Annotated in this window: 23 protein-coding genes; 10 read left to right on the plus strand and 13 right to left on the minus strand. The window is 62.1% G+C overall.

Features of this window, described 5'->3' with window-relative positions; all coding sequences use genetic code 11:
- Positions 1–47: 47 nt before the first annotated feature.
- The 11 genes from AC244Q_RS28055 to AC244Q_RS28105 all read right to left on the minus strand — a co-directional run bounded on the left by AC244Q_RS28055 (position 48) and on the right by AC244Q_RS28105 (position 12,576).
- Positions 48–1,340: a BatD family protein gene (locus tag AC244Q_RS28055; protein WP_128406902.1), complete on the minus strand. Its 1,293-nt coding sequence runs from the start codon at positions 1,338–1,340 to the stop codon at positions 48–50.
- A complete protein-coding gene (locus AC244Q_RS28060; RefSeq protein ID WP_128406903.1) occupies positions 1,337–2,890 on the minus strand; it encodes a VWA domain-containing protein in 1,554 nt (517 codons plus the stop codon). The genes AC244Q_RS28055 and AC244Q_RS28060 overlap by 4 nt, the downstream gene beginning before the upstream one ends.
- Complete coding sequence (locus AC244Q_RS28065) at positions 2,887–3,876, minus strand: vWA domain-containing protein (RefSeq protein WP_128406934.1); 990 nt, start codon at positions 3,874–3,876, stop codon at positions 2,887–2,889. Before AC244Q_RS28065 ends, AC244Q_RS28060 begins: the two co-directional genes overlap by 4 nt.
- The gene (locus tag AC244Q_RS28070; RefSeq protein WP_128406904.1) at positions 3,863–4,384 is read right to left on the minus strand and encodes a DUF4381 domain-containing protein; all 522 of its coding nucleotides are present in this window, start codon (positions 4,382–4,384) and stop codon (positions 3,863–3,865) included. The genes AC244Q_RS28065 and AC244Q_RS28070 overlap by 14 nt, the downstream gene beginning before the upstream one ends.
- Positions 4,384–5,322 carry a DUF58 domain-containing protein gene (locus AC244Q_RS28075; RefSeq protein ID WP_003562699.1) on the minus strand — a complete coding sequence of 313 codons (939 nt, stop codon included), beginning with the start codon at positions 5,320–5,322 and terminating at the stop codon, positions 4,384–4,386. Before AC244Q_RS28075 ends, AC244Q_RS28070 begins: the two co-directional genes overlap by 1 nt.
- Positions 5,319–6,296, minus strand: a complete 978-nt coding sequence (locus AC244Q_RS28080; protein WP_003562697.1) for an AAA family ATPase — start codon at positions 6,294–6,296, stop codon at positions 5,319–5,321. Before AC244Q_RS28080 ends, AC244Q_RS28075 begins: the two co-directional genes overlap by 4 nt.
- A gap of 58 nt (positions 6,297–6,354) precedes the next feature.
- Positions 6,355–7,989 carry an arylsulfatase gene (locus AC244Q_RS28085; RefSeq protein ID WP_003562695.1) on the minus strand — a complete coding sequence of 545 codons (1,635 nt, stop codon included), beginning with the start codon at positions 7,987–7,989 and terminating at the stop codon, positions 6,355–6,357.
- A gap of 153 nt (positions 7,990–8,142) precedes the next feature.
- A complete protein-coding gene (locus tag AC244Q_RS28090; RefSeq protein WP_003562693.1) occupies positions 8,143–9,378 on the minus strand; it encodes an alpha/beta hydrolase in 1,236 nt (411 codons plus the stop codon).
- A 9-nt stretch (positions 9,379–9,387) separates the two neighbouring features.
- Entirely contained in the window at positions 9,388–10,380 is a 993-nt protein-coding gene (locus AC244Q_RS28095; RefSeq protein ID WP_128406935.1) for a SphA family protein, read from the minus strand.
- Positions 10,381–10,465: 85 nt separating this feature from the next.
- On the minus strand, positions 10,466–12,190 hold the full coding sequence (locus AC244Q_RS28100; protein ID WP_003562689.1) for a tetratricopeptide repeat protein: 1,725 nt from the start codon (positions 12,188–12,190) through the stop codon (positions 10,466–10,468).
- Between the two features lie 95 nt (positions 12,191–12,285).
- Positions 12,286–12,576 carry a hypothetical protein gene (locus AC244Q_RS28105; protein WP_003562687.1) on the minus strand — a complete coding sequence of 97 codons (291 nt, stop codon included), beginning with the start codon at positions 12,574–12,576 and terminating at the stop codon, positions 12,286–12,288.
- Positions 12,577–12,999: 423 nt separating this feature from the next.
- Between AC244Q_RS28105 and AC244Q_RS28110 the strand changes: the two genes are divergently transcribed.
- On the plus strand, positions 13,000–13,299 hold the full coding sequence (locus AC244Q_RS28110) for a hypothetical protein (protein WP_348630298.1): 300 nt from the start codon (positions 13,000–13,002) through the stop codon (positions 13,297–13,299).
- A gap of 59 nt (positions 13,300–13,358) precedes the next feature.
- Here AC244Q_RS28110 and AC244Q_RS28115 read toward each other — a convergent pair whose 3' ends face one another.
- Both AC244Q_RS28115 and AC244Q_RS28120 read right to left on the minus strand, forming a co-directional pair.
- Entirely contained in the window at positions 13,359–14,276 is a 918-nt protein-coding gene (locus tag AC244Q_RS28115) for a DMT family transporter (RefSeq protein WP_003562686.1), read from the minus strand.
- Between the two features lie 98 nt (positions 14,277–14,374).
- Positions 14,375–15,298, minus strand: coding sequence for a LysR family transcriptional regulator (locus AC244Q_RS28120; protein ID WP_128406905.1), 924 nt, complete (start codon positions 15,296–15,298; stop codon positions 14,375–14,377).
- Between the two features lie 59 nt (positions 15,299–15,357).
- On the opposite strand from AC244Q_RS28120, the gene AC244Q_RS28125 reads away from it, so the two are divergent.
- The 9 genes from AC244Q_RS28125 (at position 15,358) to AC244Q_RS28165 (ending at position 25,133) form a co-directional block, all read left to right on the plus strand.
- A complete protein-coding gene (locus tag AC244Q_RS28125; protein ID WP_128406906.1) occupies positions 15,358–16,419 on the plus strand; it encodes a YeiH family protein in 1,062 nt (353 codons plus the stop codon).
- A gap of 204 nt (positions 16,420–16,623) precedes the next feature.
- On the plus strand, positions 16,624–16,761 hold the full coding sequence (locus AC244Q_RS28130; RefSeq protein ID WP_164902327.1) for a hypothetical protein: 138 nt from the start codon (positions 16,624–16,626) through the stop codon (positions 16,759–16,761).
- Positions 16,762–16,901: 140 nt separating this feature from the next.
- Positions 16,902–17,930: a substrate-binding domain-containing protein gene (locus AC244Q_RS28135; protein WP_128406907.1), complete on the plus strand. Its 1,029-nt coding sequence runs from the start codon at positions 16,902–16,904 to the stop codon at positions 17,928–17,930.
- Between the two features lie 69 nt (positions 17,931–17,999).
- Positions 18,000–19,538 (plus strand): sugar ABC transporter ATP-binding protein, encoded by a 1,539-nt coding sequence (locus AC244Q_RS28140; protein ID WP_128406936.1) that lies wholly within the window; start codon positions 18,000–18,002, stop codon positions 19,536–19,538.
- 28 nt (positions 19,539–19,566) lie between these two features.
- Positions 19,567–20,559, plus strand: coding sequence for an ABC transporter permease (locus tag AC244Q_RS28145; protein WP_003562677.1), 993 nt, complete (start codon positions 19,567–19,569; stop codon positions 20,557–20,559).
- Position 20,560: 1 nt separating this feature from the next.
- Complete coding sequence (locus tag AC244Q_RS28150; RefSeq protein ID WP_003562674.1) at positions 20,561–21,565, plus strand: sugar-binding transcriptional regulator; 1,005 nt, start codon at positions 20,561–20,563, stop codon at positions 21,563–21,565.
- Complete coding sequence (locus AC244Q_RS28155) at positions 21,562–22,557, plus strand: aldo/keto reductase (protein ID WP_128406908.1); 996 nt, start codon at positions 21,562–21,564, stop codon at positions 22,555–22,557. The genes AC244Q_RS28150 and AC244Q_RS28155 overlap by 4 nt, the downstream gene beginning before the upstream one ends.
- 12 nt (positions 22,558–22,569) lie before the next feature.
- The gene (locus AC244Q_RS28160; protein ID WP_128406909.1) at positions 22,570–24,318 is read left to right on the plus strand and encodes a glycerol-3-phosphate dehydrogenase/oxidase; all 1,749 of its coding nucleotides are present in this window, start codon (positions 22,570–22,572) and stop codon (positions 24,316–24,318) included.
- Positions 24,291–25,133: a class I fructose-bisphosphate aldolase gene (locus AC244Q_RS28165; RefSeq protein ID WP_128406910.1), complete on the plus strand. Its 843-nt coding sequence runs from the start codon at positions 24,291–24,293 to the stop codon at positions 25,131–25,133. The genes AC244Q_RS28160 and AC244Q_RS28165 overlap by 28 nt, the downstream gene beginning before the upstream one ends.
- The last annotated feature ends 6 nt before the right edge of the window (positions 25,134–25,139 follow it).

The raw sequence follows: 25,139 nt of genomic DNA on the forward strand, positions 1-25,139 counted from the left end.
CCGTCAGGAAAGAATGTTACTGTTAACTCGACGTAACAAAGCGTCCGTCATGCCACCGGATTGAGGTCCGGCAGGGCGGATTTTCGCGCTCGCCCCTTGTTCGTCGCTGCCAGGGTGATGGCGTCGGCGAACTTGCCGCGATCCAATTGCATGTCGCGCGACCGGAAGAGGCGCCGCTCGAGAATGGTGACCTGTGCCGAAAGCCGGGGATTGCCCTGCGCTTCAGCCCAGTCGGCAACCGACCGGAATCCGAGGCTTCCACTCCAATCCTGAAGCGCCCGATAGATTGCCGGATCGGGCCCGACCCTAATAATGGTTTGAAGGCGGCGAAGTCTTCTTCGCGGAGAATTTCGGCGGCTCATTCGACGCCGTTCCGCCCATGCGAGGATTGCCGAGCCCCTTTGCCATGCGACAACTGCTACAAAGCAGGCGAGCGCGGCCACGCATGACAACAGCACCACCGGCCAAGCATTCTTTCCTTGGTCTTCGCCAGGTGGATCGAATTTCGGATCGATGCGCTCGGTTGAGGGCGCCTTCGCCACGACGATTTTGACGGCCGGAAGGGTGGCCGTCGCTCCGGCATGGGCATCCAGGTCGAACCATTGGTAGGAAACGGGTGGCGCCTGGAAGCTGCCTTCGGCAGAAGCCGTGTAGACAACCGTTTCGGTCCGGGTACTTCCGGTCTCGACGCTCCGGCCGATCCCGCGCTGTTCGACGCCGTCCGTCAGTGACGGCGGCTTCACATATTGCGCGACCCCGGCCGCCCTTCCCAGATCGACCGGTGGGATGAGCATGGCCTGCGTGTCTTCGGCAAAGATGACGATCGTCCTCACGACAGCGTCGCCCGCCTTCAAATCTGCCGGGCTTCTGTCGAAGGACTGGCTTACCGTCAGATTGCGGGCGGCGAAGGGGCTGGCCGCCTGATTGGGAGCGGCCGAGACATCGAAGGAGGGAAGGGCTACACGCACCTGCGCCTTGATCGCGCTTCCGTTCGCCGAATAGCCAAGATCGATCGCGATTTCGGGCAGCATGAAGGATCCGGGCTTTTCCGGGACGATCACGTAGCTCCTGCGTATTCCCGAATATTGAACGTCCGCGATCGTCTGGACGAGGTTCTGGGCACGATCGTCGGAAAGCGTGACAAGGGCGGCCGGGACCTCGAACAGCGGATATTGCGGCGGCGACGTGAAGAAGTCCGGCGCAAAGATGTCCACGACGACGTGGACCTGCTGGCCGGGGACGATCCCTTCCGCTCCTTCGATGGCGGCGCGTCCGAAGGGTTCGGCGGCGATGGCCTGCCCGCATGCGAATACCCAAAAAAGCGTGGCTGGAAGTCTCATGGAGACTGCCTCCTCGCTTCGAGAGAAAACTTGCGGGCCATCAGGTCCGCCGGGCTGACATTGATGTTCTTCATCCACATCTCCGACGTCTGCTCGGCGATATCAATCTGGCCTTCCTTGCCCTCCTTTCCCTTCTCGTCGAACTGGACGCTGTCAGGATTCTCGCTCGGCTGCTCGGGCTGCTCTTCCTGCTTTTCCTTCTGTTGTTTCAGCAGTTGCCGTGCAACGGCGAGGTTCGCCTCGGCGTCCGGCCATTCACTTCGTTTATCGAGCGCCTTCTCATAAGCCGCGACAGCCGCCTCGAATTTCGATAGCTGGAGGAGCGCATTGCCCTGGTCGTACCAGCTCTCCGCCGTGTCGACGGAGGCAAAGGCGTCGACCGCCTCCAGGAACTTGCCGGCTCGATAGAGGGCGACGCCCTTCCACATCGGATCGGCAAAGCGGTTTGCGGCCTCGTCGTACTTGCCCTGCTCGAAGGCAATGCGGCCCTGCTGATCCGAACTCAGCCACATATCGATCAGTCCCTCCGCATGGGCGCTGCCCGGCGACAGCATCCGCAGGGCGAGCAGCAGCGTGGCGATCCGTACCACCCAGCCCTTGCGGAACGACAGGGCCATCGCAACCGCGACCGGGACGACCAGCCACCAGCCGAGATCGCGCCAGCGGTCACCCTCCGTCTCCTGCTTCTGTGCGAAGTTGCTGCGGATACGCTGCATGATCCAGCGAACATCCGTGTCGTCGTCCGTAATTGTCGCGACATCAGCTCCCGCTTCCCTGCCGACGGTCTGGAGCCCGGCGACGTCGAGCTTGGGAAAGAGACGTGTGCCGGATGCATCCGAGAGAAATCCGCCATCCGGCGTCTTGACCGGTCCGCCTGCCGAAGTGCCGATCCCGAGAATGATGACGCCGTCGCCGCTCGACTTGTGTGTCTGCACGGCAGCGGCTTCCACTCCGTCGGTCAACAGAAGGATCGTTCCGGCAACCCCTTCTTTGACCAGGAGGCTTTGCCCGAGCCGCAGCGCGGCTGCCGTGTCCTTGCCCGGCGTCGGCATGATGCGTGTCGCCAATGCCTCGGAGTAGCTTTCAAGCAGCGCCGCGTCCTCGGTCGGCGGCAGGACCAGATGCGCGGTGCCGGCATAGGCGACGATCGCGGTGCGCGCGCCTTGTCTGGCGTCGATCACATCCTTGATCTTGAGTTTCGCCCGCTCCAGCCTGGACGGGGTCACGTCGATGGCGTCCATTGTCTGCGACAGGTCGACGGCGATGACGAGAGGCGCCGTGTCCTCGACGAAGGGCGGCGGTTCGCGCTGCCATGTCGGTCCTGCCGCTCCAGCGATCCCGGCAGTGAGGGCGGCCGCCAGCAACCAGGACGGTCGCATGCGTGAGCGCCCTGAAGTGTCGACGACAAGGCGGTCGAGCAGATGCGGCGCGATCATGCCCTTCCATTGTGCGCGGATGTCGCCTGAGCGTGAAACCAGCCAGAGGATTGCGGCCGGGAGTACGAGAAGGAGCAGGAGCCAGGGACGTAGGAAATGAAAATCCGTGATCATGTCGCCGCCCTCCGCCTGAACGCGGCCGCCGCCCCCGAGGCGAGATAATAGGCCGCTAGCAGTGCGACGGCGGCCAGCAGCGGCCAGTGGAACAGCTCGATCCGCGGCCGCCAGGACATGTTCTTCTGATCCTCCGGCGTGATCTGGTCGAGCACCTCGTAGATCACTGCCAGCTGCGACTGATCGCCCCCGAAGAAGTAGCGGCCGCCCGTGCTCGCGGCGATCTTCTGTAGCGTCGCGGTGTCCAGCTTGTCCTCGCCCGTCGCGGCCGGGTCTCCGATACCGACGGCGTGGACGACCACCCCCTTCGACTTCGCGATCTCGGCCGCCTTCAGGGGCGGCATCCTGCTGGCCGTGTCGTTGCCATCGGTCAGAACGATGAGCACCTTTTCCGGCGCGGTCGTCTTGCCGAACATCTTGATCGCAAGACCAAGGGCGTCTCCCAGCGACGTCCGCGGTCCGGCCATCCCGGGAACGGTGTCGGCGATCATCGTCCGGACGAGCTCGTGATCCATCGTGAAGGGTGCGAGCGGATAGGGCGCGTCTCCGAAGGCGACGAGGCCAATCCGATCGCCCGGTCTTTTCTCGACGAAATCGGCGACGACCTGCCTGACGGCTTCGACGCGGGCGAGGGGCTTTCCATCGGCGCCAGGGAAGTCCCGCGCATCCATCGACTGCGACAGGTCGAGGGCGAGAAGGATGTCGCGCTGCGGCTCTACCTTCTCGATCGGCGGCTCCACGAACTGGGGCCGTGCGAGGGCGAGCACCACCAGGCACCACGCCAGGGTCTCACAGACGAGCTGCGGCCATGTCCTGCGCGTCACCACCGATCCCTCGGTCGGACGAACGCCCGCCGCCTTGGCAACCTGCGAGAAGAAGGGCAGTCTCACGGATGCCGAGGTCTCCCGATGAGCCGGCAGCAGCCACCAGACCAGCATCGGCAACGGCAGCAAAAGCAGAAGCCAGGGCAGATCAAGCTGATACATCATGTTGCTCGATCCATTTGCGGGCGGCGATGACCAGATCGCCGCAGACATTCGACGGCAGGTTCGCGACGATCTCCGCGCGATGATACTCGAAGTCGTCCAGAAGGCGTTCGAGCGTGTCTCCGGTCCCATCCTCGTCATGCGCGTCGAGAAATCGAACCCAGCCGTCACCGGAAAGCGAGGCGACCTCATCGCGTTGCCAGGCCGCCAGCGCCGCGCGCTTCAGAACTTCTGCGAGATCCCGGATGGCGTCGGGGCGCGTGGCGGGATGTCGGAGCTTGCCCGAGATCCCTTCCAGCAAGGTCAGGGCCTCGCGCCTGTAGGCGTTGGCGCGGTAACGCTTGATCCATCGAAGGAATACCAGGAGAGTGGTTAAGGTCAGCAGCGCTGCGACCAGAGACCATCCCCAGGTCTGCGGCCACCATGAGACCGGCGCCGGCACCACGATGTCGTGCAGCGAGCGCAGCGCCGTCTCCGTCATCGGATCAAGCTTTGCTGCCGGCTCCATCAACGCCTCCGTTGCCGCCACGCAGACTGCTCCAGCAGACGCCTGAGCTGCGGTGCAGTTTCCTCGGCGGTCGATATGGGCAGCATCGGGAGCCCGAGCTGGCGCTGCCACGCTCTCAGCTCCCGGCCGCGGTTGCGGGCGAACGTGTCGATCGACGATCGGACGCTTGCCGTTCGAAGAGCCAGCTCGGCCTGCGGGCCGCCGCCGCTGACGACGATGTCGCCCGAGGTAGGCAGCTCCAGTAGAAAGGGGTCGTAGACGAGCAGGCAGATCACGTCGTTGCGGCTGGAGAGCCTCAGCAGGATGTCTCGTGTCGTCGCGGTATGGCCATCGAAGTCGGAGACGACGACCACGAGATGATCGTGATGGGCGATATTTGCGACCGCCGACAAAACCTTGTCCAACGCTTGCGGGTCAGGCTCGCTTTTGCTGTCTGCGCGCAGGCTCGCATTCTGCCGCGCGATTTTCTCCGCAAAGGCAATCACCGCATTGCGGCTGCGATGCGGTTTCACCTCGCTTGTTGGGCTTTCGCCGAAGACGAAGCCGCCGACCCGGTCGCCGGAACCCAGTATGCGCCAGGCGCAGAGCATCGCGGCTTCCGCTGCCGTGACCGATTTCATCGATCGCCTGCTGCCGAAGAACATGTTGATCCGCTGGTCGACGATGATCAGCGCGGGCCGCTCCTTTTCCTCGGAATAGATGCGGACCACCGGTCTGCTGGTTCGCGCGGTGACGCGCCAGTCGATGGAGCGGATGTCGTCGCCGGGCAGATAATCGCGCAGTTCTTCGAAGATCAGTCCCCGGCCGCGCATCGCCGACTGCATGCGGCCTGCAAGTTGCTGGTGGCTGCGCGCCTTCTGGACGAAGCTCAGATCTCGAGCCCTCGCTTCCAGCGCGACCAGTTCGTCCGTCGAAACATAGACGCCCGCATCGCTCATGAGACCGCCACCAGTTCGACGATGCGGTCGATCACCTTGTCCGGCGTGGTGTTTGACGCATGCGCTTCGTAGGACAGGATCAGCCTGTGGCGAAAAACGTCGTGGACGATCGCCTTGACGTCATCAGGGGTGACATAATCGCGCCCCTTCAGCCAGGCATAGGATCGCGAAACCTTGTCGAGGCCGATCACACCGCGCGGGCTGGCACCGACCTGCAGCAGCCTCGCGAGATCCTTGTCGTAGCGGTCGGGGTAACGCGTGGCGAAGACGAGCGCCACCATGTACTTCTCGACGGGCTCGGAAACGGTAACAGTGCCGATCTCCTTCCGGGCGTCGAATACGGCCTGCGGGTTCAGCTTTTCCGGCAACGGCGGCTTTGTGCCCCCATGCGTCTGGTTTTCCTCGTTGCGGTTGAGCCGCATGATGGCTGCCTCCGACGTCTCGTCGGGATAGCCGACCTCGACATGCATCAGGAAGCGGTCGAGCTGGGCTTCGGGGAGGGGGTAGGTGCCTTCCTGCTCGATGGGGTTTTGCGTTGCCATCACCATGAAGAGTGGCGGCAGCGGATAGCTCTCGCCGCCAACGGTGACCTGGCGTTCCTCCATGGCCTCGAGCAGAGCGGACTGCACCTTGGCCGGCGCGCGGTTGATCTCGTCCGCCAGGATGAGATTGGCGAAGATCGGCCCCTGCTGGAACTTGAATTCGCCCTTGCCGCCCTCGTTGAAATAGATCTCGGAGCCGGTAATGTCGGCCGGGAGAAGGTCGGGCGTGAATTGAACGCGTGAAAGCTCTGAATCAAGGTTTTTCGCCAGGCTCTTGATTGCTCTGGTTTTTGCAAGACCGGGAAGGCCCTCGACCAGCAGATGGCCATTGGCGAGCAGCCCGAGGAGGAGCCGTTCGACCATGGTCTCCTGACCGATGATCGACCGGCCGATACGCGTGCCGAGATCGAGGATGTCGTCGCGAGCCGTCATGGGAGCCTCGGTGAGAAAGGAGAGGCGCGCAGACCGCCTGCGCGCCTTGGTGCATTGCTTATTTCTCGATACCGCGATCCTTGAAGGACTGGTCAATCGCCTTGTCCACCTCGGCACGGACGCCTTCGATGTTGAAGCTGGCGACCCGCTGGCTCGGCGGATATTTGACGAATGTTTCCAGGAAGGCCGCTCCCTGCAACTGACCCTTCACAAGCAGGTAGTCGTTGCGCGTGAGCCAGTCATTATACTGGTCCGAAACGGTGTCGGCACGCTCGTACGGATCCATCCGTAGGTTGAACAGCTTCGGAATGCGCCAGGTGACGAATGGAGTCTGCCAGACGGCAAAGCCGCCCGGAGCCGGCTGTTCCTTGAAGACGACCTTCCAGTCGTCGTAGCGCGTCGCCACCAACCCGCCGTCGTCGTCGAAGTAGTAGAAGTCGCTACGGGCGCTCTTGTCGGTCTTGCCGGTGAGGTAGTCGAGCTGGTTGTAGCCATCGAGATGGTTGCGGAAGCTGGTGGCGCTTCCATCCGGCTTCCAACCACTCAGGAGGCGGCTTTTGACGTCGGGATCACCGGCTGCCGCAAGCAGTGTCGGGAACCAGTCGAGGCCGGACATCATTCCATTCGAAACCTGGCCCGGTTGGATGTGGCCCGGCCATTTCACCATGGCGGGCACACGGAACGCGCCTTCCCAGTTTGTGTCCTTCTCGCTGCGGAACGGTGTTGTCGCCGCATCGGGCCAAGACCATTGGTTCGGCCCGTTGTCGGTGGTGTAGACGACGATGGTGTTGTCGGCGATCCCGAGTTCCTCGAGCTTTTTCAAGATCTTGCCGACCATCTGATCGTGCTCGACCATGCCGTCGGCATATTCGTTTCCGACCATGCCGCTCTGGCCCCGCATCGACTCCCGCACGTGCGTGAAGACGTGCATGCGCGTCGCGTTCATCCATGTGAAGAAAGGCTTCTTGGCCTTTACCTGACGGTCCATGAAGTCCATCGCCGCGGCGCTGGTCTCATCGTCGATGGTCTCCATCCGCTTTTTGGTCAGCGGGCCACTATCCTCGATCTTGCCGTCGGCCGACGCCTTGATGACGCCGCGCGGCGAATAGGCCTTCAGAAACTCGGCGTCGTCCTTCGGCCAATAGGGCGCTTCCGGCTCCTCTTCGGCGTTCAGATGATAGAGATTGCCGAAGAACTCGTCGAAGCCGTGCTTGGTCGGCAAGTACTCATCGCGGTCGCCAAGATGGTTCTTGCCGAACTGGCCGGTCGCATAGCCGAGAGGTTTGAGCGCCTGGGCGATCGTGATGTCGCCGGCCTGCAGGCCGACCGGAGCACCGGGTGCGCCAACCTTGCAGAGACCGGTTCGCAGGCATGTCTGGCCGGTGATGAAGGTCGAGCGGCCCGCCGTGCAACTGTTCTCGGCATAGTAATCGGTGAACATCATGCCTGATTTGGCGATGCTGTCGATGTTCGGTGTCTTGTATCCGACGACGCCGAAGGAATAGGCGCTGATATTCGTCTGCCCGATATCGTCACCGAAGATGACAAGAATGTTCGGCTTGGAGGCATCGGTTGCGGCCGGTGCTGTTGCTGCCTGCTGCGCGAATACCGGAGGTGCGATCGCGGCCGCGGTCATGGTCATCGCGACGGCGGCCGTGGCGGCAAGGAGTCGTCGATAGATGGGCGTACTCATCACGGGTTTCCTTTCTGCTTGCGGTTCGACATTTTCGGTCTGCTTGTGGATCGGATGACTTGGCAGGGATACTGCTTCAGGCCCAGCCAGGTGGTAAGCTTGTAACTGTTACTTCGAGGTCGGCCGGAGGTAACAATTGCCCGCCCAAGCCTGCTATTGCGTCAGGGGCTTCGACTGGCGGTCGTTGTGCAGGCTGTCTTCCAGCTCAGTTCCTGTCGGCTGCCGCTTTCCTGCCGGCTGTTCGATGATCACAAGTGGTGCTGCAACTGCAGCGCCTGCGACCGTGCCGACGGTGCGCGCTGTCCCGCCCACGACGGCGGCGACGCCCTGTCCGAGAGAAATGTTGGAATCCGTCAGCGTTTGCCCGGTCATCAGACGCTGGCCTATGAGCTGGACAATGTCGGGACTTTCGGCGAACTTGCCATGATGGAGGCTGTCGCCGGCCTTCACCTTCGTGAGGTCGATCGCGGTGATGCCCGCCTTTTCCAGCCGGGATCGATAGGGCTCCTTCGACGGGTCTATGGCACCGAGCCGCGACACGTTGCCGGTGATGAAGCTCGACGCCGCGAGCGCTCGGTCGTCCTGGGAAACGAAGATGGTGAACTTCGGTTTCGGGTCTCCCATCTCGCCGAACTGCTTGGCGAACACCTGAATGTCGATGTCGGGCGAGGCGAGGATGACGTTGTGTATCTTGGCGTTGACGTGGCCGTCGCGGATGCCCATCTGCCGCAGCGATTCCATCGCCAGCCACGTTCCCATGGAATGCGCAAGGATGGTGATGTCCTTCACATCAGGATCGGCGGCGAGGACCCGCAGGGACTGCTCCAGCGCCGTGCGCGAATAGTTCGTGCTTTCCTTGTCGTATTCGTATCCGGTGAGCTGGGCGCGTGACGGCCAGGTGAAGAGGATCGGCGTCGCCTGCATGCCGCTGTCGTGGACGATCTGGGCGAGGCGGAAGACCGAGTCCTCGTATGTGTTGTTAAACCCGTGGATGAAAACCAACGCATGCCCGCCCTGAATATGCTGGCGGAACCATGCCCGGCCTTCCGGAATGGTGTCGATCTGCTTGACCCGTGTGACGGCAAAGTCCGTGGCAGGATTGGGCGGCAGCCGCTGCGGCCACTGGACGGTGCCCGCCTCGCGCTTCGGCGGAATGGAAACCGCAACGTCGGTCATGGACGGCTTTGGGCTGCGCTCGCCGTTGAACAACGTCGCCGGATCGCCCGACGGCTGTCGGGTCGTTGCGACGAGCATGTCGACCTGCGCGGTTCCGGGCGTGGCCGCAGTCAGCGCCACAGGCTGCATGACGCCGCTTGGATGTCCGCAGGCGCAAAGCGGCGCCAGGAGAACCAGCAGCGCGATCAGTCGAAGCGATGTCGCCCGGGGCATGATCGATCCCTATTGCGCCGCTATGTTCATCGGCTTGGTGATCGACAAGGGCATCGAGACCGTCAGATAGACGGCATCTCCCTCGGCGCGGTTTTCGGCGGCGAACTCGTGGAAATACTTGATGCGGGTCGAAATCGGCACTTCGCCCGCTTTGAACGTCCAGCCGAGGGTCGCGCCGATGGCCGCGACGCGCCCCTTGAAATCGCTGGACGCGCCGGCGCCGCTGTCGCCGCTCACCTGGTCGTAGTAGTACCCAACGAGACCGGCGTCGAACTGCTCGTTGAAGTGCTGGACGGCGGCCCATTCGACATGGAACTCGTTGCCCGTGCGGTAATCGGTGGCAGGGTTCTCGGCATTGAACGTCATGCCGACCACCGCCGACAGGTCAAGCCCGATCGTCGGATCGAGCCAGGTCACGCCGGCCGAAATGTCCGCGCCCCAGTGGTGGAAGGCTATGTTCGATATCTCGCCGTCTTGATAGTCACCGATCGGAACGTTGACCAGAAGGCCGGTCTGCCAATGGAAGTTGCCGGCCTCCCAGCCCAGCAGGGCGCCAAGAACCGGATCGCCGACGGTGAAGACCGGATCGGAGATCGATCCGGACGCTGTCCCACCTCGCGGTCCCGCCAATGTCACATCGGCGTCCGTGTTCTTCCAGCCGACAGGGACGGTCAGCGACAGCCCAAGGTGACCACCCGCAACATCTTCCGGAAAAATCCAGAGCACGGTGGGCACCTCGATGACTGCCTTGCCCTCCACGCCGACGGCCAGACGTCCGCCGGTCGGCAGGACTTTTCCGCCGCCGAGATCGCCCGTATAGAAGTAGATATCGTTTGAGAAGAAAACGCCCGGCGGCGGCGTGATGGCCGCGGCAGGGCCCTTCGATCCGAGAAGATAAAAACCCGCTCCGCCCTCGGCGGCGAAGGCCAGCGAAGGCAGCAGCGTCACAGCTGCGCCTGCGAGAAAGGTGGAGGCGACTGAGAAGACAAGCAGCTTGCGCATCATGGCGGCCCTCAACATCATCGCCCGCAATCTGCGGACAGGTCGAAGGAAAGCCATGGGCGGCTGCCGGACAAGGATGTTACTGTTACATCGGCCCGTTGCTGGCGAGTTCCGGCGATTTTAAGCCCGCTTCCAGAATGCCTGTTCGAAGGGCAGTTTTGAGACTGCTGTCAAAACGCCCTCCGGAGAACATGGTTGCGACTGTCCGGTCGAGATCGGGATGCTGCAGACGGGCTGCGGCTATCTCCTGCTCCGTCACCGGCCGGTCACCGAGGCGAGCGATGGCGGCCAGCTTCAACACGGTCGTGGGCGTATCCGCTGCCGGGACCTGCCGGGCAAGGAAAACCGCTTCGGCATAGTGCCCCTGGCGGTAGGCGTCGAGGATCATCACGAAATTCGCATCGCGTATCGTCTGGCCGACCAGGTCGGTCGCCTCTTTCGCAAGGCGGATACCCTCTTCCCAGTGCCCGCTCAGGAAGAGGGCCATCGAGAGCTTGGCCAGGAGGTCTGCATTTTCCGGGTTCAGGGCGACACCGCGCCGGCCGGCCGCGATGGAGGCGTCGTTCTGGCCGATCTGGTATTGCGTCGCCAACTGGGCAAGCGCTGCCCTTGTCGAGGCGGGCGAGACCGTTGCAGCCCGGTTCGCGAAGTCGAGACCGCGGCCGAAATAGCTCTCGTCGCCGGTCGTGCGGCCGGTCCACATGAAGACGCGCGCAAGTGTTGCCATCGCGTCGGCGTCAGCGGGATCCGCGGCGATCGTTGCTTCCAGGCAGGGACGGGCCGCTTTCAGAGCGGCCAGGCGGCGCTGTTCGGCGGCAAATTCGCCCCTCAGCACGCAGATGTTGCCGGTCGTGGATGCCGGCAGATTGCGCCGCAGTTCCATGGTGTTGACGACGCCGACAGGTCCCGCGATCCTGCGGGACACGCCGTAGACCAGCGCGCGCATCGCGTCATCTCGCGTCCCGGTTCCTTTTTGGCGTCGATCCTGGTCGGTCCAGACCGCCTCTCCCGTGGCCGCGTCGGAAAGCTGCCACCACAAGGAGACGGATGTCGCATCCTCACCGTAGCGCATCCTGACGTCGTACGTCGTCTGCTCGGCCGGCTCGACGCCGGGCCTCGTCATTGCATCGGATTTGAGGCGGACGGTGCCGAACCGCGCAAGCGACACGGCCAGATCTTCGATGACCGCCTCTCCGGCCACCGTATCCTTCTGCGCCGCATTCAGCGATAATGAGACGAATGGCTTTTGTGTATCCAAAGGCGCGGGCATGGCGGCGCGGAAGACAGCGTAGCCTCCGGCCATGGCAATGGCGGCGAAGCTCGCCAGCGCGATCGCAATGTGACCTTTTCGCTTGACGGCGGACCCTGACGAAGCCGTCCTGTCTTCGGCTGCCGGGACGATGTCCTCTTCGAAATCGGAAACATCTTCGCCGGGGCATGGCGGTTGCCCTCGCTCGACGAAGACAGGAACATATCGTCCGCGGGGAATGTCCAGGCGCGCTCCAGGCTCGTCGCCGAGTTGCTCGTAATATTTCGCCAAAGTCTCACGAAGACGCGTCGCTTCTATGCGCACGATCGGATCGGACGAGGGGTCGAATGACGCAGGCCGGTTGAATACGTCGATCGCGATGGAATAGGCCTTCACCGTGTCGCCGCGACCTTCGAAAACGGCATCGACGATGTATCTGAGAAACGCTCTATGGCGATCGGAGACATGAAGCCGCGGGTCGGCCAGAAGCCGCTCCGCCTCCGACCTTGCCTCGCTCTCACAGACCGCTTGTGCCCCGCTGCTCATGCCGTTCGCTGCCATTACGCACCTCACGCCCGCCTGTCCATAAGCTGTCGCGAATATGCGTCATGTCACTGAAAGTTGCAATCCTGTTCCCTTGCATCGTGAACGATAAGTTAAGGGTGCCGGTCCGGCCGTGCTCGCGCCATGCGTGAACGGCAGCGGAGGACGACGTCGGATTCAAGCGCCTGACACACGCCCCGGTACTCCTCAATCAGTCCGTCCTCTCCGTCGCCGGGGCGCTGGACAAGGCGTTCCAGGGTGGCGGTCGCATCTTGATAAGCCTCGCAGAGAGCCTCGAAGGACGGATCGCTCGGCCAGAGGCGCTGAAGCTCGCCACGCAATGACGGCAGCCGCAGCATCAACTTCAAAAGTCCGCGGTGGGCGGCATCTCTGGCAGTGTCCATGACGAGCAGGCGTTCCTTTCAGTCAGGAGGCGTGCAAAGAAGCGCGAGGCGCCTCGGTTCATTCTCGCGCCGGTCAACCGCAAAAATCGAGAATGTTACTGTAACATTCGTACGGCACTGCCCGCCTTGCAGATCGCGGTAACCGTTACAGCCTGTGGCCGAATGCAGTTTCGTGCTGGAGTGCCTGCGGTCGACAGAGGAGGTGTCCGTGCGCCCGCATGCTCCAGCATTGCCGCTACTCTGCTGGGATTGGCTTCCCCGGCCGGTGCCCAGGAAGCGCACGACGGGGTCAACGAGGCCAACAACCCGCTGACGCCGTAGATCACCATCAACCTTCAGGACGATTACATTCCGATCTTCATCGACACGCCGGAAGAGCCCGAGGCGAACCAGTTTCTGCTGCGCGGTCTCATCCCCTCGGACATGTTCGGGCTGCTGCAGCTTCTTCGCTTTACACTCCCGATCGCGACGTCCCCCGACGTTCCAAGCGGATATTTCACGGGGCTCGGTGACCTCACGCTGATGGAGCTCTTCATCCTCCCGAAGCATGGAGATGTCACCCTCGGCGTCGGCCCGCTGCTCGTCGTTCCCACAGTCACGGACGAATCCCTTGGAAGCGGCTCGACTGACATCCAGTTCGGCGGCTGTGACAGCAAGGTGACGAACTGCCTGCAGATCATGCCGAGTTCTTCGCCGCCGCGGCTGAATGGAATTGTTACCTAATCCATGGGTGGATCAAAAGAGGGGGTTAGCGCGACTTATCTCTCCGCGAGAATCAGTCCTCAATGACCGTCGGGCGGGACCGCTTCAGCCGGTAACGTCTCTTTCAAATTCTTCCGGTGAAAGATAAAGAGCCCCGCAACGACGATGATTGCGGCCCCGACGATGATCTGCGTGTCGGGAACATCGTTGAAGAACAGGTAGCCGAGGATGATCGCCCAGAGTAGCAGCGTATATTGCAGCGGCGCGAGCAGCGATGCCGGTGCGAGCTTTAGCGAGCGGGTGATGAGTAGATGCGCGCAGGTGGCAACGATGCCGAGCAGCAGCATGCCGGACCAATCGATGAGCGTTGCCGGCTGCCAGTGATTGATGCTCAAGGCGATGCCGGTGACGAGCGCGGCGATCGTTTGCCATGTCACCAGCGTCGTGTCGCTGGTCGAGCGCAGATAACGGCTCATCACCAGCGACAGCGCAAAGGCAAGGCTGCCGGCAAGGCCGAAGAGCGATGGAAGCGACAGCATCGCCGTGGACGGACGTAGCGCGATGACGACGCCGGCAAAGCCGATAAGAACGGCGAGCCACCGGCGCCAGCCGATCTTCTCTCCGAGAAAGAAATGCGAGAGCGCCGCAATGTAGATCGGCCCAGCCATATAGAAGGTCATGACGTCTGCGAGCGGCAGATAGGCGACGGCAGCGTAGAATAGGGCGACATCGCAGGTCGCCATGAAAACACGGATGAACTGCAGGCCCTTCTGCTCGACGCGGAACAAGGCCAGCGGCCCTTGCCGCAGGATCATTGGCCCGAGCACGATGAAGGCGCCGACCGAGCGGATCACCAGCACCTGGCCGACGGCAAAGCTCGCGACCAGCCACTTGCCCATTGCATCGTTCAGCGCAAAAAGCAGATCGCCGAGCAGCATCAGTAGGACGCCAGTCATGATCAGGTTTCCGGCATTGGCTACGCCAGTCTTGGGTGTCATCTTTGGCATCCTCGCAAAGCAGCCGCGCATGCGTGGCCGAGTGCGGCTTCTGCCTTAACAATGCTGATGTCAAGCCGCCGGCGCGGAGGATCAGACGCCTAGAGCGCCCAATCATCCCAATTCTGAACTTCGGCCGCTTTGTCCTCGCAGCAAATGGTTTCCAGGGCCAGCGAGGCACGACTGGAGTGCCTTTGATTATGCCGCAGGATTGCAAATTGGCGGGACGGCAGGGGGAAGCGCGCCTTTACCAGCAGCCCCTGCGTCAAGAGCGGTGCGGCCACGGTACCTGAGACGACCGTCGCGCAGAGGCCCTCTCTTGCTGCTGATATGACCGCCTCGTTCGATGGCAGTTGCAGCGCGACAGCCAGGTCTCCGGGGTCTATGCCGAGATTGGAAATCGCCGCCTCGAAAGCCGATCGGGTTCCGGACCCCTTTTCCCGCATGACCCATTTTGTGCCCGAAACCAGCTCTGCCGGTGCAATTGGTTTGCCTCGCGCCCAAGGGTGGCGCGGACCGACGACGACAAGGAGTTCGTCCTCGGCAAGCGGCTGAACATGCAGCGCCGGCTCATCAACGTTGCCTTCGACGAAACCGACTTCGGCCAATCCATCGAGAACCGCTTTTGCCGCCGTGGTCGTGTTGCCAATCATCAGCTTCAAGTCGATGCCCGGGTAGCGGATCTTGAAACGCATCAGCATCGCCGGTAGCCAGTAGCTTGCGATCGTCTGGCTCGCAAAAACGACCAGTTCACCCTTTTGCAAGCCGCCGAGATCGGACAGGACGAGGGCTGCGGCCTTTGCGCGCGCCAGCGTCGCTCTAGCCTCCCCCAGAAACACTCGCCCTTCATATGTCAGCTCTATGCGGCGTCCGACGCGATGGAAAAGCTCGACACCATAGGAGGTCTCGAGATTGCGGATAGCCGAGCTGACGGCCGATGGCGTAAGCCCGATCGCAAAGGCGGCCTTGGTCAGATGCTCACGTTCCGCAACCGCGACAAAAATGGAAAGCTGTTCAAATGTCATGATTCAATCGTTCGATTTTACCGAATGAATCATGCGATACTATTCAAGTCGACAATTGAGTGTGGGAGATTACAGTCCTCCGCAAGGTCTTGCCGATGATCGTTTCCGCCTCACGTTCCCTGTCGCTTCCCGCCGTCTTGCCGGGGCTTGTCCTGTGTGCGGTAGTCACGCTTTCTGCGTATCTCATTGAGCAGCTGCAGATGATGGTTTTCGGCTCGCATTGGATCGAGAGCCTCGTGCTCGCCATTCTGATCGGCATTGCCGTGCGCTCCTCGATCTGCCTGCCGCAGACGTTTATTCCCGGCATCCAGTTCACCGCCAAGACACTGCTCGAGATTGCGGTCGTGTTGCTCGGCGCCTCGCTCAGCACGGCTGCCATCAGGCAGGCCGGACTGCCGCTTGTCGGCGGAATTGCCGTTCTGGTTGCTCTGTCTTTGGTCGGCAGCTTTGTTATCGGGCGGCTCTTCGGGCTGTCGGCCAGCCTGGCGACGTTGGTTGCTTGCGGCAACTCGATCTGCGGCAATTCAGCAATTGCCGCCGCAGCGCCGGTGATCGGCGCCAAACCGGACGATATCGCCGCCTCGATAGCCCTTACCGCGCTGCTCGGCATCGGGGCAGTGCTGACGCTGCCGCTTCTTCATCTGCTCTTGAATCTAAGTGCCGTACAATATGGCGTTTTCGCAGGACTGACAGCCTATGCCGTCCCGCAGGTCTTGGCGGCCACGGCCTCTGCCGGAGCCGTCAGCACCCAGGTCGGCACGCTCGTCAAACTGATCCGCGTGATGATGCTCGGGCCCGTCATCCTTCTGCTCGGTGTGGTTCATGGCCGCCGCGCTGGCGGCTCTGCAGTCAATCTGCGTCATGTTCTCCCATGGTTCATCCTCGGTTTTGCAGCCATGGCGACGCTTCGTTCCCTCGACGCGATCCCGGCGCCGCTGCTGCCCGGGATGGCGGCGGTCTCCGCCGCCTTCACCGTCACCGCCATGGCGGCTTTGGGCCTCTCCGTCGATGTCAGATCCGTCGCCCATACCGGCGGTCGTGTCCTCGCAGCGGCGGCGCTGTCGCTGTTGGCGCTGGGGGCTCTCGGGCTTTGCCTGGTCGGGCTGCTGAACATCGCCTGATCGAGGTGACGCCCAAAATACTTGCAAAGATTCCGGTTGCCTTCCAAGCGATCGCGGCCAGCCCGTATAGCCACGTCAGGCGGAAGCATAGATCGTCATGCTTCCATGACGCCCTATTGCGCGCCAATCGGCTGTAGAGCAATTCCACCGAAGTGCTCAGCGAATTTCCGCCCGGAATTGCATAAAACCCAAGATAGCGTCTCCATGGCATGGGGAAAAGCGGCAGTGCTGCGACTTGGGTCGTTTCCCGAACAGGGCGGCATCGCCGGTCGCCAAACGACCGGCATGAACCCTTCGATCGCCATATCGGTGGATAGCTCTGAAATATATTTCACGGTGTGAATTATATTGACAGCGCGCAGCTGTTGCGATTATCTACCCATACCGGACTTCGAGGAGGAATTCCGGTCTTCAATGGATCATCGGCAGCCGCTGAGGCGCCGCCGGATATTTGGGAGGGGCTTCGGCCTCGAGGAGGAAACTTGCGCAAATTTCTAAGCACGACCGCATTGGCGGTCCTTGCATCGACGCTTTTCGCCGGCGCGGCCAGCGCGGACACGGAAAATCCGTTTCGCTGCAAGCCGGGTGAAAAATACGTCATGAACGTCATGGTATCGGGCGTCGAATATTGGTTCCCGGTCTATGAAATGTTCAAGCAGGCCGGTCAGCAGCTCGGTTGCGAGACTGCCTATACCGGCACGCCCGAATATGACGTCAACAAGCAGATCGCCACTTTCGACCAGGCGCTGGCCCAGAACCCGGCCGGTATTCTCGTTCACCCGATGAACTCCGACCCGTTCATCGAGCCGATCAACCGGGCGATCGACCAGGGCACGGCGGTCGTGACATTCGCAGCCGATGCGCCGCTTTCCAAGCGCATCTCGTTCGTCACGTCGGACAATACCCGCGAAGGCACCTATGCGGCCGACGCGATTGCCGAAAAGATGGGTGGCAAGGGTGAGTATGCCGTTCTCGAAAATCCGGGCCAGGACAACCACGACAAGCGTATCGCCGCCTTCATCGCCCGTATGGAGGAAAAATATCCGGATATGAAGCTGGTCGGCCGCGCTGCGTCCAACCAGGACCCGAACAAGGCTTATCAGGGTCTGATGAGCTTGGTGCAGGCACATCCGAACATTGGCGCCGTCTTCATGCCGGAAGCGAATTCGGCCATCGGCGCTTCGCAGGCCAATAAGGAAAGCGGCGGCAAGATCCTCGTGATGTGCGCCGACGTCAACGCCAACATTCTCGACATGATCAAGGCGGGCGAAGTGTTCGGCTCGATCAACCCGAACCAGGGCATGCAGGGTTACATGGGCTTCATGCTCCTGTGGCTTGCCAAGCATCCGGAACTCATCGACCCGATGAACGACGCCAAGCGCGTCGGCTTCAATCCGATGAGCATTCCGTTCGTCGACAACGGCTTGTCGATCGTCACGGCTGCCAATGCCGACGATTTCTACTGGGACAAGTATCTGAAGCGGCGGGGCACCAAAGGCATCGAGGAGTAAGCTTTTGTGCCGGCTGTCCGGGGGCAGGAAACTCCGGACAGCCACCGCGAGCGGGAGGTGGAGACGATGATGGCGTCGGTGCCGGTTTTGGAAATCCGCAATGTCAGCAAGCACTTCGGTGCGGTGAAGGCGTTGACGGAGGTGAGCTTCAGCCTGGAGAAGGGCGAGGTTCATGCGCTTTGCGGCGAAAACGGCGCGGGCAAGTCGACGCTGATGAACATCATTGCCGGCGTGCTGCAGCCGACCGAGGGGGATGTTCTCGTCGATGGCGCGCCGGTAAAAGTGACGTCGCCGGCCGTGGCGCAATCGCTCGGGCTTGGCCTCGTGCATCAGGAAATCGCGCTCTGCCCCGATGCGACGGTGGCCGAGAACATGTTCATGGCCGCGACCAACCGCCGCCGCTCGCCTTTCATGAATTATGGCCGGCTGGAGCGGGATGCGCAGGTCGTGATGAACCGTCTGGCGCCGATCGACGTGCGCCGCAAAGTCGGCGACTTGTCGATTTCCAGCCAGCAGCTTGTCGAGATCGCCAAGGCGCTGACGCTCGATTGTCGGGTGCTGATCTTCGACGAACCGACGGCGGCTTTGACGGAATCGGAGACGCAGGTCCTGTTCGCAATCATCCGCGACCTCAAGGCGCAGGGTATTTCGATCATCTATATCAGCCACCGCATGGCCGAAATCTTCAGCCTGTGCGACCGGGTCACCGTGTTTCGCGATGGCCGTTATGTCTCGACGGAGAAGGTGGCGGACGTGACGCCGGATGATGTTGTGCGCCGCATGGTCGGGCGCGAGATCACCCAGCTCTATCCGGAAAAGCAGGCGCCGGCGGAGCGGACCGATGAGGTCATTCTGAGCGTTCGCGATCTCGGTGACGGCAGCCGCTTCACGGATGTGAACTTCGACCTGCGCAAAGGGGAAATTCTCGGCGTCGGCGGGCTGATCGGCTCGGGCCGCACCGAGATAGCCGAAGGAATTTGCGGATTGCGTCCGGTAATCGACGGCGAGGTGCAGCTGCACGGACAGCGGCTGCGGGCGCGCTCCTATGCGCAGGCAGCGCAGGCGGGCGTCGTCTATCTGTCGGAAGACCGGAAAGGCTCCGGCATATTCCTCGATCTTTCCATTGCCCAGAACATTGCCGTTCTCGATTTGAAATCGCTGACCGGGCCACTGGGACTGTTGAATTCCAAGGCCGAGGCGGATCGTGCCCACAACCTGGTCCGGCGGCTCGGCGTGCGGATGGGTGGCATCGACATGCCGGTCTCGTCGCTGTCGGGCGGAAACCAGCAGAAGGTGGCGATTGCCAAGCAACTGGCGGTCGATCCCAAGGTCATCCTGATGGATGAGCCGACCCGCGGCATCGATGTCGGCGCCAAATCGGAAATCCACCGGCTGCTGCGCGATCTCGCGCGCTCCGGCATCGGCATCGTCGTCATCTCGTCGGAACTGCCGGAGCTTCTCGGTCTGTGCGATCGGGTGCTGGTCATCCACGAAGGTACGGTTGCAGGCGAGGTCGAGGGCGAGGCGATGACGGAGGAAGCGATCATGCGGCTCGCCTCGGGTATCGGCGGTCACAACAATTCAAAGGCATCAGAGCATGCCGCATAGGGAAAAAGCAGGGGCAGGAGACAGGGTCATGGCGGACGCTACATTGGCAACGGCACATCAGGCACGCGCGCCCGGCTGGAAACGGCTGGGGACGATGCGCGAGGCGGGACTGATCGCGATCATCCTGGCGCTCTGCATCGTCATGAGTTTTGCCTCGCCGCATTTTCTGACGCTCGGCAACTTCCGGGCGATGCTGATGTCGTTCTCGGTGGAAGGGATCGTCGTCGTCGGCATGACCATCCTGTTGATCGTCGGCGGCATCGACCTGTCGGTCGGCTCGGTCGTCTGCTTCTCGATGGTGCTGTCGGGTTCACTGTTCCTGATGGGGCTCGATCCGTGGAGCGCATCTCTGATCGGCATTCTTGCCAGCGGCCTGATCGGCTGTGCCATGGGCTTCTTCGTCACGGTCGTCGGGCTCAACCACTTCATCACCTCGCTTGCGGCGATGGTCATCGTGCGTGGTATCTGCCTGATCATCACCAAGGGAACGCCGCTGTCGCTGTTCACCTTGCCGCCCTCGTTCAAGGCGGTCGGGCAGGGCACATTCTATGGCGTCCCCTATGTGATCCTGATTTTTGTTGCGGTTGTCGTGCTGTTCGATTTCCTGCTGCGCCGGGCAACCGCCTTCCGCAAGGTGTTCTACACCGGCAGCAACGAGAAGGCGGCGCTCTATTCCGGTATCAAGACCAACCAGGTGAAGTTCTGGGTGACGGTGCTCTGCGCCACACTGTCCGGTGTTGCCGGGGTCATCTACATGTCTCGCTTCGGTGCCGCGACCCCGACCTTTGGTGTCGGCATGGAACTCAACATAATCGCAGCCGCTGTGATTGGCGGTGCGTCGCTGAATGGCGGTTCCGGCACGATCCTTGGGGCTATTCTCGGCATTGCCCTGCTGTCGGTCGTAACAAGCTCATTGATCTTGCTCGACGTGTCTGTCTATTGGCAAGACATGATCAAAGGCTGCATTCTGCTTGCCGCCGTCTCGATCGATCATTTCCTGCACAAGCGGAAGGCTGCCTGATATGCCGATAGCCAAGCTCAAACCCGCAAATGCGCCGCGCGAGGAAATCGTCATCGCCCGGCAGATGCACCAGGCTCTGGTGCTGCATTTCCTCGAAGGGCTGACGCAGGCGCAGATTGCCGATCAGCTTGGCATCTCGCACGCCACCGTCAACCGGCTGATCAAGCGCGGCCGCCAGCTCGGTCTGGTCGAGATCAAGATCAAGTCGCCGGTCGAGCCGCTGGTCGATATGGAAGAACGGCTACAAGCGCTTGGCGGTATCGGCCGCGCCGTGGTGGTGCCGACAGTGTCCGACAATCCGCAGACGGCACTTCAAGCCGTCGGCGAAGCGGCAGCAAGGTTGCTGCTGGAAGAGATCACCGACGGCGATACGATCTGCATCACCGGCGGCAAAGGGGTGAGCGCCGTCGTTGCCGGTCTGCAGCCGCCGCGTCGTTTTGATGTCGAGGTCATTCCAGCAACTGGCTGCGTGCAGGGTAAACACTATACCGACGTCAATCATGTCTCGACCTTGATGGCCGACCGGCTTGGGGGGCGTTCCTACCAGATCCATGCGCCCCTCTTTGCCGATGATGCCGAGCAGCGGGCGATGCTGATCAACATGCGTTCCGTTGCAGACGTTTTCAAACGGGCGCGCGAGGCGAAGGTGGCGGTGGTCGGCATCGGCTCGATCCTCTCGGACGATTCGAGCTATTACGACCTCCATCCATCCTCGAGCACCGACCGCGCCGCGATCGAGCGGTCCGGCGCCTCCTGCGAATTGCTGGCGCATCTGCTCGATGATCATGGCCAGGTCTGCGACTACAGCCTCAACCGTTCGCTGGTGTCGCTGACGCTGGCGGAATTCGCCTCGATCCCCACCAAGATCGGTGTGGCGAGCGGGCCGAACAAGGCAGGTCCCATCCTCAGTGTTCTGCGCGGCAATCATCTCGATACGTTGGTGACCGATGAGGCGACGGGTGCCCGCGTGCTGGCACTGGCGAATGGTGAAGGAAAATGGGCATGAGCGAACAGCAACTGACACGTGAGATCGGCAGATCGGGCGTTTCCGCCTCGGCGGTGGGGCTCGGCACCTGGGCGATCGGCGGCTGGATGTGGGGTGGGACCGATGAGGCCGAATCCATCGCCGCAATCCAGGCATCGCTCGATGCCGGCGTGACGCTAATCGACACGGCGCCGGCCTATGGGCTCGGACGTTCCGAGGAGATCGTCGGCAAGGCACTGACCGGGCGCCGAGACAAGGCTGTTATCGCCACCAAATGCGGCCTTGTCTGGCATACGCAGAAGGGCCGTCATTTCTTCGACCAGGACGGCAAGCCGGTCCACCGTTATCTCGGCCGCGACGCGATCCTGCACGAGGTCGAGGAAAGTCTTAGGCGGCTCGGAACCGACTATATCGACCTCTACATCACTCATTGGCAGGACCCGACGACCCCGATCGAGGAAACGATGCGGGCGCTGCAAGACCTGCGCTCATCGGGCAAGATCCGGGCAATCGGCGCAAGCAATGTCAGCCCCGACGACCTCAATGGCTATATCGCTGCCGGTGGTCTCGATGCGATCCAGGAGCGGTTCAGCATGATCGACCGGGAAATCGAGGCGGAACTTCTGCCGCTGACAAAGGCCAACGGCATTGCGACGCTGAGCTATTCGTCGCTGGCGCTGGGGTTGCTGTCCGGGACCATCGGTCCTGACCGCGTGTTTTCCGGCGACGACCAGCGCAAGGGCAATCCGCGCTTTTCAGTCGACAACCGCCGGAAGGCAACGGCGCTGGCCGACGCCATCCGGCCGGTCGCCGAAAAACACGGCGCCAGCATCGCCCAGATCGTGATTGCCTGGACGCTGGCACAGCCTGGCATCACTTTTGCACTTTGCGGGGCGCGCAATCCGGCACAAGCGCTCGATAATGCGCGGGCCGGGACCATCCGGCTGAATGCGGCCGAGCTTGCGGCCATCGATACGGCCATAGCGGCGAAACTGACTGACATGGACAGGTAGCGGATCGCCATCATGAAACGGCAAGAGATATTGGACGGGCTCCGCCGGAGCCCGAAGGTGGACGTGTGTGTCATCGGCGGCGGCATCAACGGCATCAGCGTCTTTCGGGAGCTGTCGCTCCAGGGGCTGAACGTGCTGCTCGTCGAGAAACACGACTATTGCTCCGGGGCCAGTTCGGCGCTGTCGCGCATGGTGCATGGCGGGCTTCGCTATCTTGAAAACGGCGAATTCAAGCTGGTGCAGGAATCGCTGGTCGAGCGGGATCGGCTGCTGCGCAATGCGCCACACTACGTCGCGCCGCTGCCGACGACGGTGCCGGTGTTCGATATCTTTTCCGGCCTCGGCAATGGCATCGTCCGCTTCCTGGGTCTCAGCCGCCGCCCGAGCCGGCGTGGCGCTATCGCCATCAAGGCAGGCCTGAGCATCTATGATTTCCTGACCCGCAAGCGGGCATTGATGCCGCACCACCAGTTTCGCGGCCGCCGCACGACGCTTGCCAAGTGGCCGGCGCTCAATCCCGACATCAAGAGTTCCGCCACCTATTTCGACGCCTGGGTCAGCCATCCGGAGCGGCTGGGCATCGAGCTTCTACAGGACGGTCTGTCAGCAAAGTTCGGGGCAATGGCGCTGAACTATGCGGAACTGCGGCTGACAGAGGATGGTCAGTACCGTGTCGAAGACCAGATCGGCGGTGCGTCCGTTGCCGTTGAACCGGCGCTGATCATCAACGCCACCGGCGGCTGGATCGACATCGCCAATCAGACCCTGTTTTCGCCGGAAGCGCGGCCGGCTCCACTGATGGGCGGCACCAAGGGCTCGCATCTGATCGTCGACAATGCAGAGCTGCGCGACGCGCTCGCCGATCACATGATCTACTATGAGAACGAGGACGGGCGCATCTGTATCCTGTTTCCCTATCTCGGCAAGGTTCTCGTTGGTTCCACCGATATCCGTGTCGATGATCCGGAAACGGTGCGCTGCGAGGCAGACGAGCGGAATTATATCCTGCAATCGCTCGCCTTCGTGCTGCCTGATATCGTCATCCGGCCGGAACAGATCGTTTTCCAGTTTTCCGGCGTGCGGCCGCTGCCGGCCAGCACCGACAGTTTTACAGGGCGCATTCCCCGCGATCATTTCTGCACCGTGCTGGAGCCTTCCGAGGGTGGTCCACCGGTTCTGTGCATGATCGGCGGCAAGTGGACGACATTCCGGTCCTTCGGGGAACTGGCGGCCGACATGTCTTTGGAAAGGCTAGGCAGGCGCCGCCGCGTTCAGACAACCGATCGGCCGATCGGCGGCGGGCGGTCATTCCCCGCCAACGCGCCCGCTTGGCTAACGCAGGTGGCAGCCAGCAAGGGCCTCTCCGGCCCACGCATGGGCGAGCTGTTTGCCCGATACGGTACGGATGCGGAGACGATTGCCGGTTTCATCGCGGCAGGCCCCGATGCCGCGCTGCCGCACGCCGGCTACTCGATGCGCGAATTGCAGTTCCTGATCCGCTGTGAAGCGGTGGAACATCTCGACGACCTGCTTTTGCGGCGCACGACGCTGGCTGTTTCTGGCGAGCTTTCGCTCGACATGATGGATGCTGTGCTCGACCTGCTGACGCAGGAAAAGCACTGGACGCTCGCGCATCGCACCCGTGAGCGCGAGCGTTTTCTCACCCTTCTCACCGAACGTCACGGCGTCGACGAAGACATGCTTTCCGCAAGGAACGAACCAAGGAGCATAGAATGCGACACAACAGCAAAGTCCGGATGAACCGGCTGTTCGGCGGCGGCCGTTGCCTCGACGTGGCGATCGATCACGGCGTGTGCAACGAACCGTCCTTCCTCAACGGGCTGGAGGATATTCAGGCCGTCGTCAAGGCGCTGGTTTCTGCCGGGCCGGATGCCATCCAGATGAATTACGGCCAGGCGGAACTGCTGCAGGACGTGTCCGGCAAGGACAAGCCGGCTCTGGTCATGCGCATCGACATGGGCAATCCCTATAACCGGATCCGCCATCGCGACATGTGGGCGGTGCTGCAGAACGAGGCCGAGCCGCTGATCGGCGCGATCGAAATGGATGCGGCCTGCGTCGTCGTCAACCTGTTCATGCTGCCGGACGAGCCGGACCTGTTCCGCCAATGCGTGCAGAACATTTCCCGGGTGCGGGCCGATTGCGACAAGTATGGCATGCCGCTGATGATCGAGCCGCTGGTGATGCAGCCGGTCACCGAAAAGGGTGGCTACATGGTAGACGGCGATGCAGACAAGATCGTTACGTTGACGCGGCTTGCCCGCGAGATGGGGGCGGACATCGTCAAGGCGGATCCGACCACCAATGCCGAGGATTTCCATAGAGTGGTGGAAGCAGCCCGTTGCCCGGTTCTGGTGCGCGGTGGCGGCAAGGAAGATCTTCGTGCCGTCTTCGACAAATCCGCCGCCTTGATGCGACAGGGCGCAATGGGCATGGTTTATGGGCGCAACATCTATCAGCACGCCAATCCGAGTGCGGTGGTGCGTGGGCTGATGGCGATCGTGCACGAGGATGCGAGCGGCGAACAGGCCATTGCGCTCTATCAGCAGGGTTGAGCAGCG

The sequence above is a fragment of the Rhizobium sp. CB2179 genome (assembly GCF_057653455.1).

Excerpts from the sequence above, each read along its gene's own strand:
- AC244Q_RS28090 (WP_003562693.1), bottom strand. The coding sequence starts at position 9,378 with ATGCCCCGGGCGACATCGCTTCGACTGATCGCGCTGCTGGTTCTCCTG.
- AC244Q_RS28075 (WP_003562699.1), bottom strand. The coding sequence starts at position 5,322 with ATGAGCGATGCGGGCGTCTATGTTTCGACGGACGAACTGGTCGCGCTG.
- AC244Q_RS28150 (WP_003562674.1), top strand. The coding sequence starts at position 20,561 with ATGCCGATAGCCAAGCTCAAACCCGCAAATGCGCCGCGCGAGGAAATC.
- AC244Q_RS28115 (WP_003562686.1), bottom strand. The coding sequence starts at position 14,276 with ATGACACCCAAGACTGGCGTAGCCAATGCCGGAAACCTGATCATGACT.
- AC244Q_RS28120 (WP_128406905.1), bottom strand. The coding sequence starts at position 15,298 with ATGACATTTGAACAGCTTTCCATTTTTGTCGCGGTTGCGGAACGTGAG.
- AC244Q_RS28140 (WP_128406936.1), top strand. The coding sequence starts at position 18,000 with ATGGCGTCGGTGCCGGTTTTGGAAATCCGCAATGTCAGCAAGCACTTC.
- AC244Q_RS28065 (WP_128406934.1), bottom strand. The coding sequence starts at position 3,876 with ATGTATCAGCTTGATCTGCCCTGGCTTCTGCTTTTGCTGCCGTTGCCG.
- AC244Q_RS28145 (WP_003562677.1), top strand. The coding sequence starts at position 19,567 with ATGGCGGACGCTACATTGGCAACGGCACATCAGGCACGCGCGCCCGGC.
- AC244Q_RS28060 (WP_128406903.1), bottom strand. The coding sequence starts at position 2,890 with ATGATCACGGATTTTCATTTCCTACGTCCCTGGCTCCTGCTCCTTCTC.
- AC244Q_RS28165 (WP_128406910.1), top strand. The coding sequence starts at position 24,291 with ATGCGACACAACAGCAAAGTCCGGATGAACCGGCTGTTCGGCGGCGGC.
- AC244Q_RS28070 (WP_128406904.1), bottom strand. The coding sequence starts at position 4,384 with ATGGAGCCGGCAGCAAAGCTTGATCCGATGACGGAGACGGCGCTGCGC.
- AC244Q_RS28085 (WP_003562695.1), bottom strand. The coding sequence starts at position 7,989 with ATGAGTACGCCCATCTATCGACGACTCCTTGCCGCCACGGCCGCCGTC.
- AC244Q_RS28160 (WP_128406909.1), top strand. The coding sequence starts at position 22,570 with ATGAAACGGCAAGAGATATTGGACGGGCTCCGCCGGAGCCCGAAGGTG.
- AC244Q_RS28055 (WP_128406902.1), bottom strand. The coding sequence starts at position 1,340 with ATGAGACTTCCAGCCACGCTTTTTTGGGTATTCGCATGCGGGCAGGCC.
- AC244Q_RS28100 (WP_003562689.1), bottom strand. The coding sequence starts at position 12,190 with ATGGCAGCGAACGGCATGAGCAGCGGGGCACAAGCGGTCTGTGAGAGC.
- AC244Q_RS28130 (WP_164902327.1), top strand. The coding sequence starts at position 16,624 with ATGGCATGGGGAAAAGCGGCAGTGCTGCGACTTGGGTCGTTTCCCGAA.
- AC244Q_RS28110 (WP_348630298.1), top strand. The coding sequence starts at position 13,000 with ATGTTCGGGCTGCTGCAGCTTCTTCGCTTTACACTCCCGATCGCGACG.
- AC244Q_RS28155 (WP_128406908.1), top strand. The coding sequence starts at position 21,562 with ATGAGCGAACAGCAACTGACACGTGAGATCGGCAGATCGGGCGTTTCC.
- AC244Q_RS28080 (WP_003562697.1), bottom strand. The coding sequence starts at position 6,296 with ATGACGGCTCGCGACGACATCCTCGATCTCGGCACGCGTATCGGCCGG.
- AC244Q_RS28095 (WP_128406935.1), bottom strand. The coding sequence starts at position 10,380 with ATGCGCAAGCTGCTTGTCTTCTCAGTCGCCTCCACCTTTCTCGCAGGC.
- AC244Q_RS28105 (WP_003562687.1), bottom strand. The coding sequence starts at position 12,576 with ATGGACACTGCCAGAGATGCCGCCCACCGCGGACTTTTGAAGTTGATG.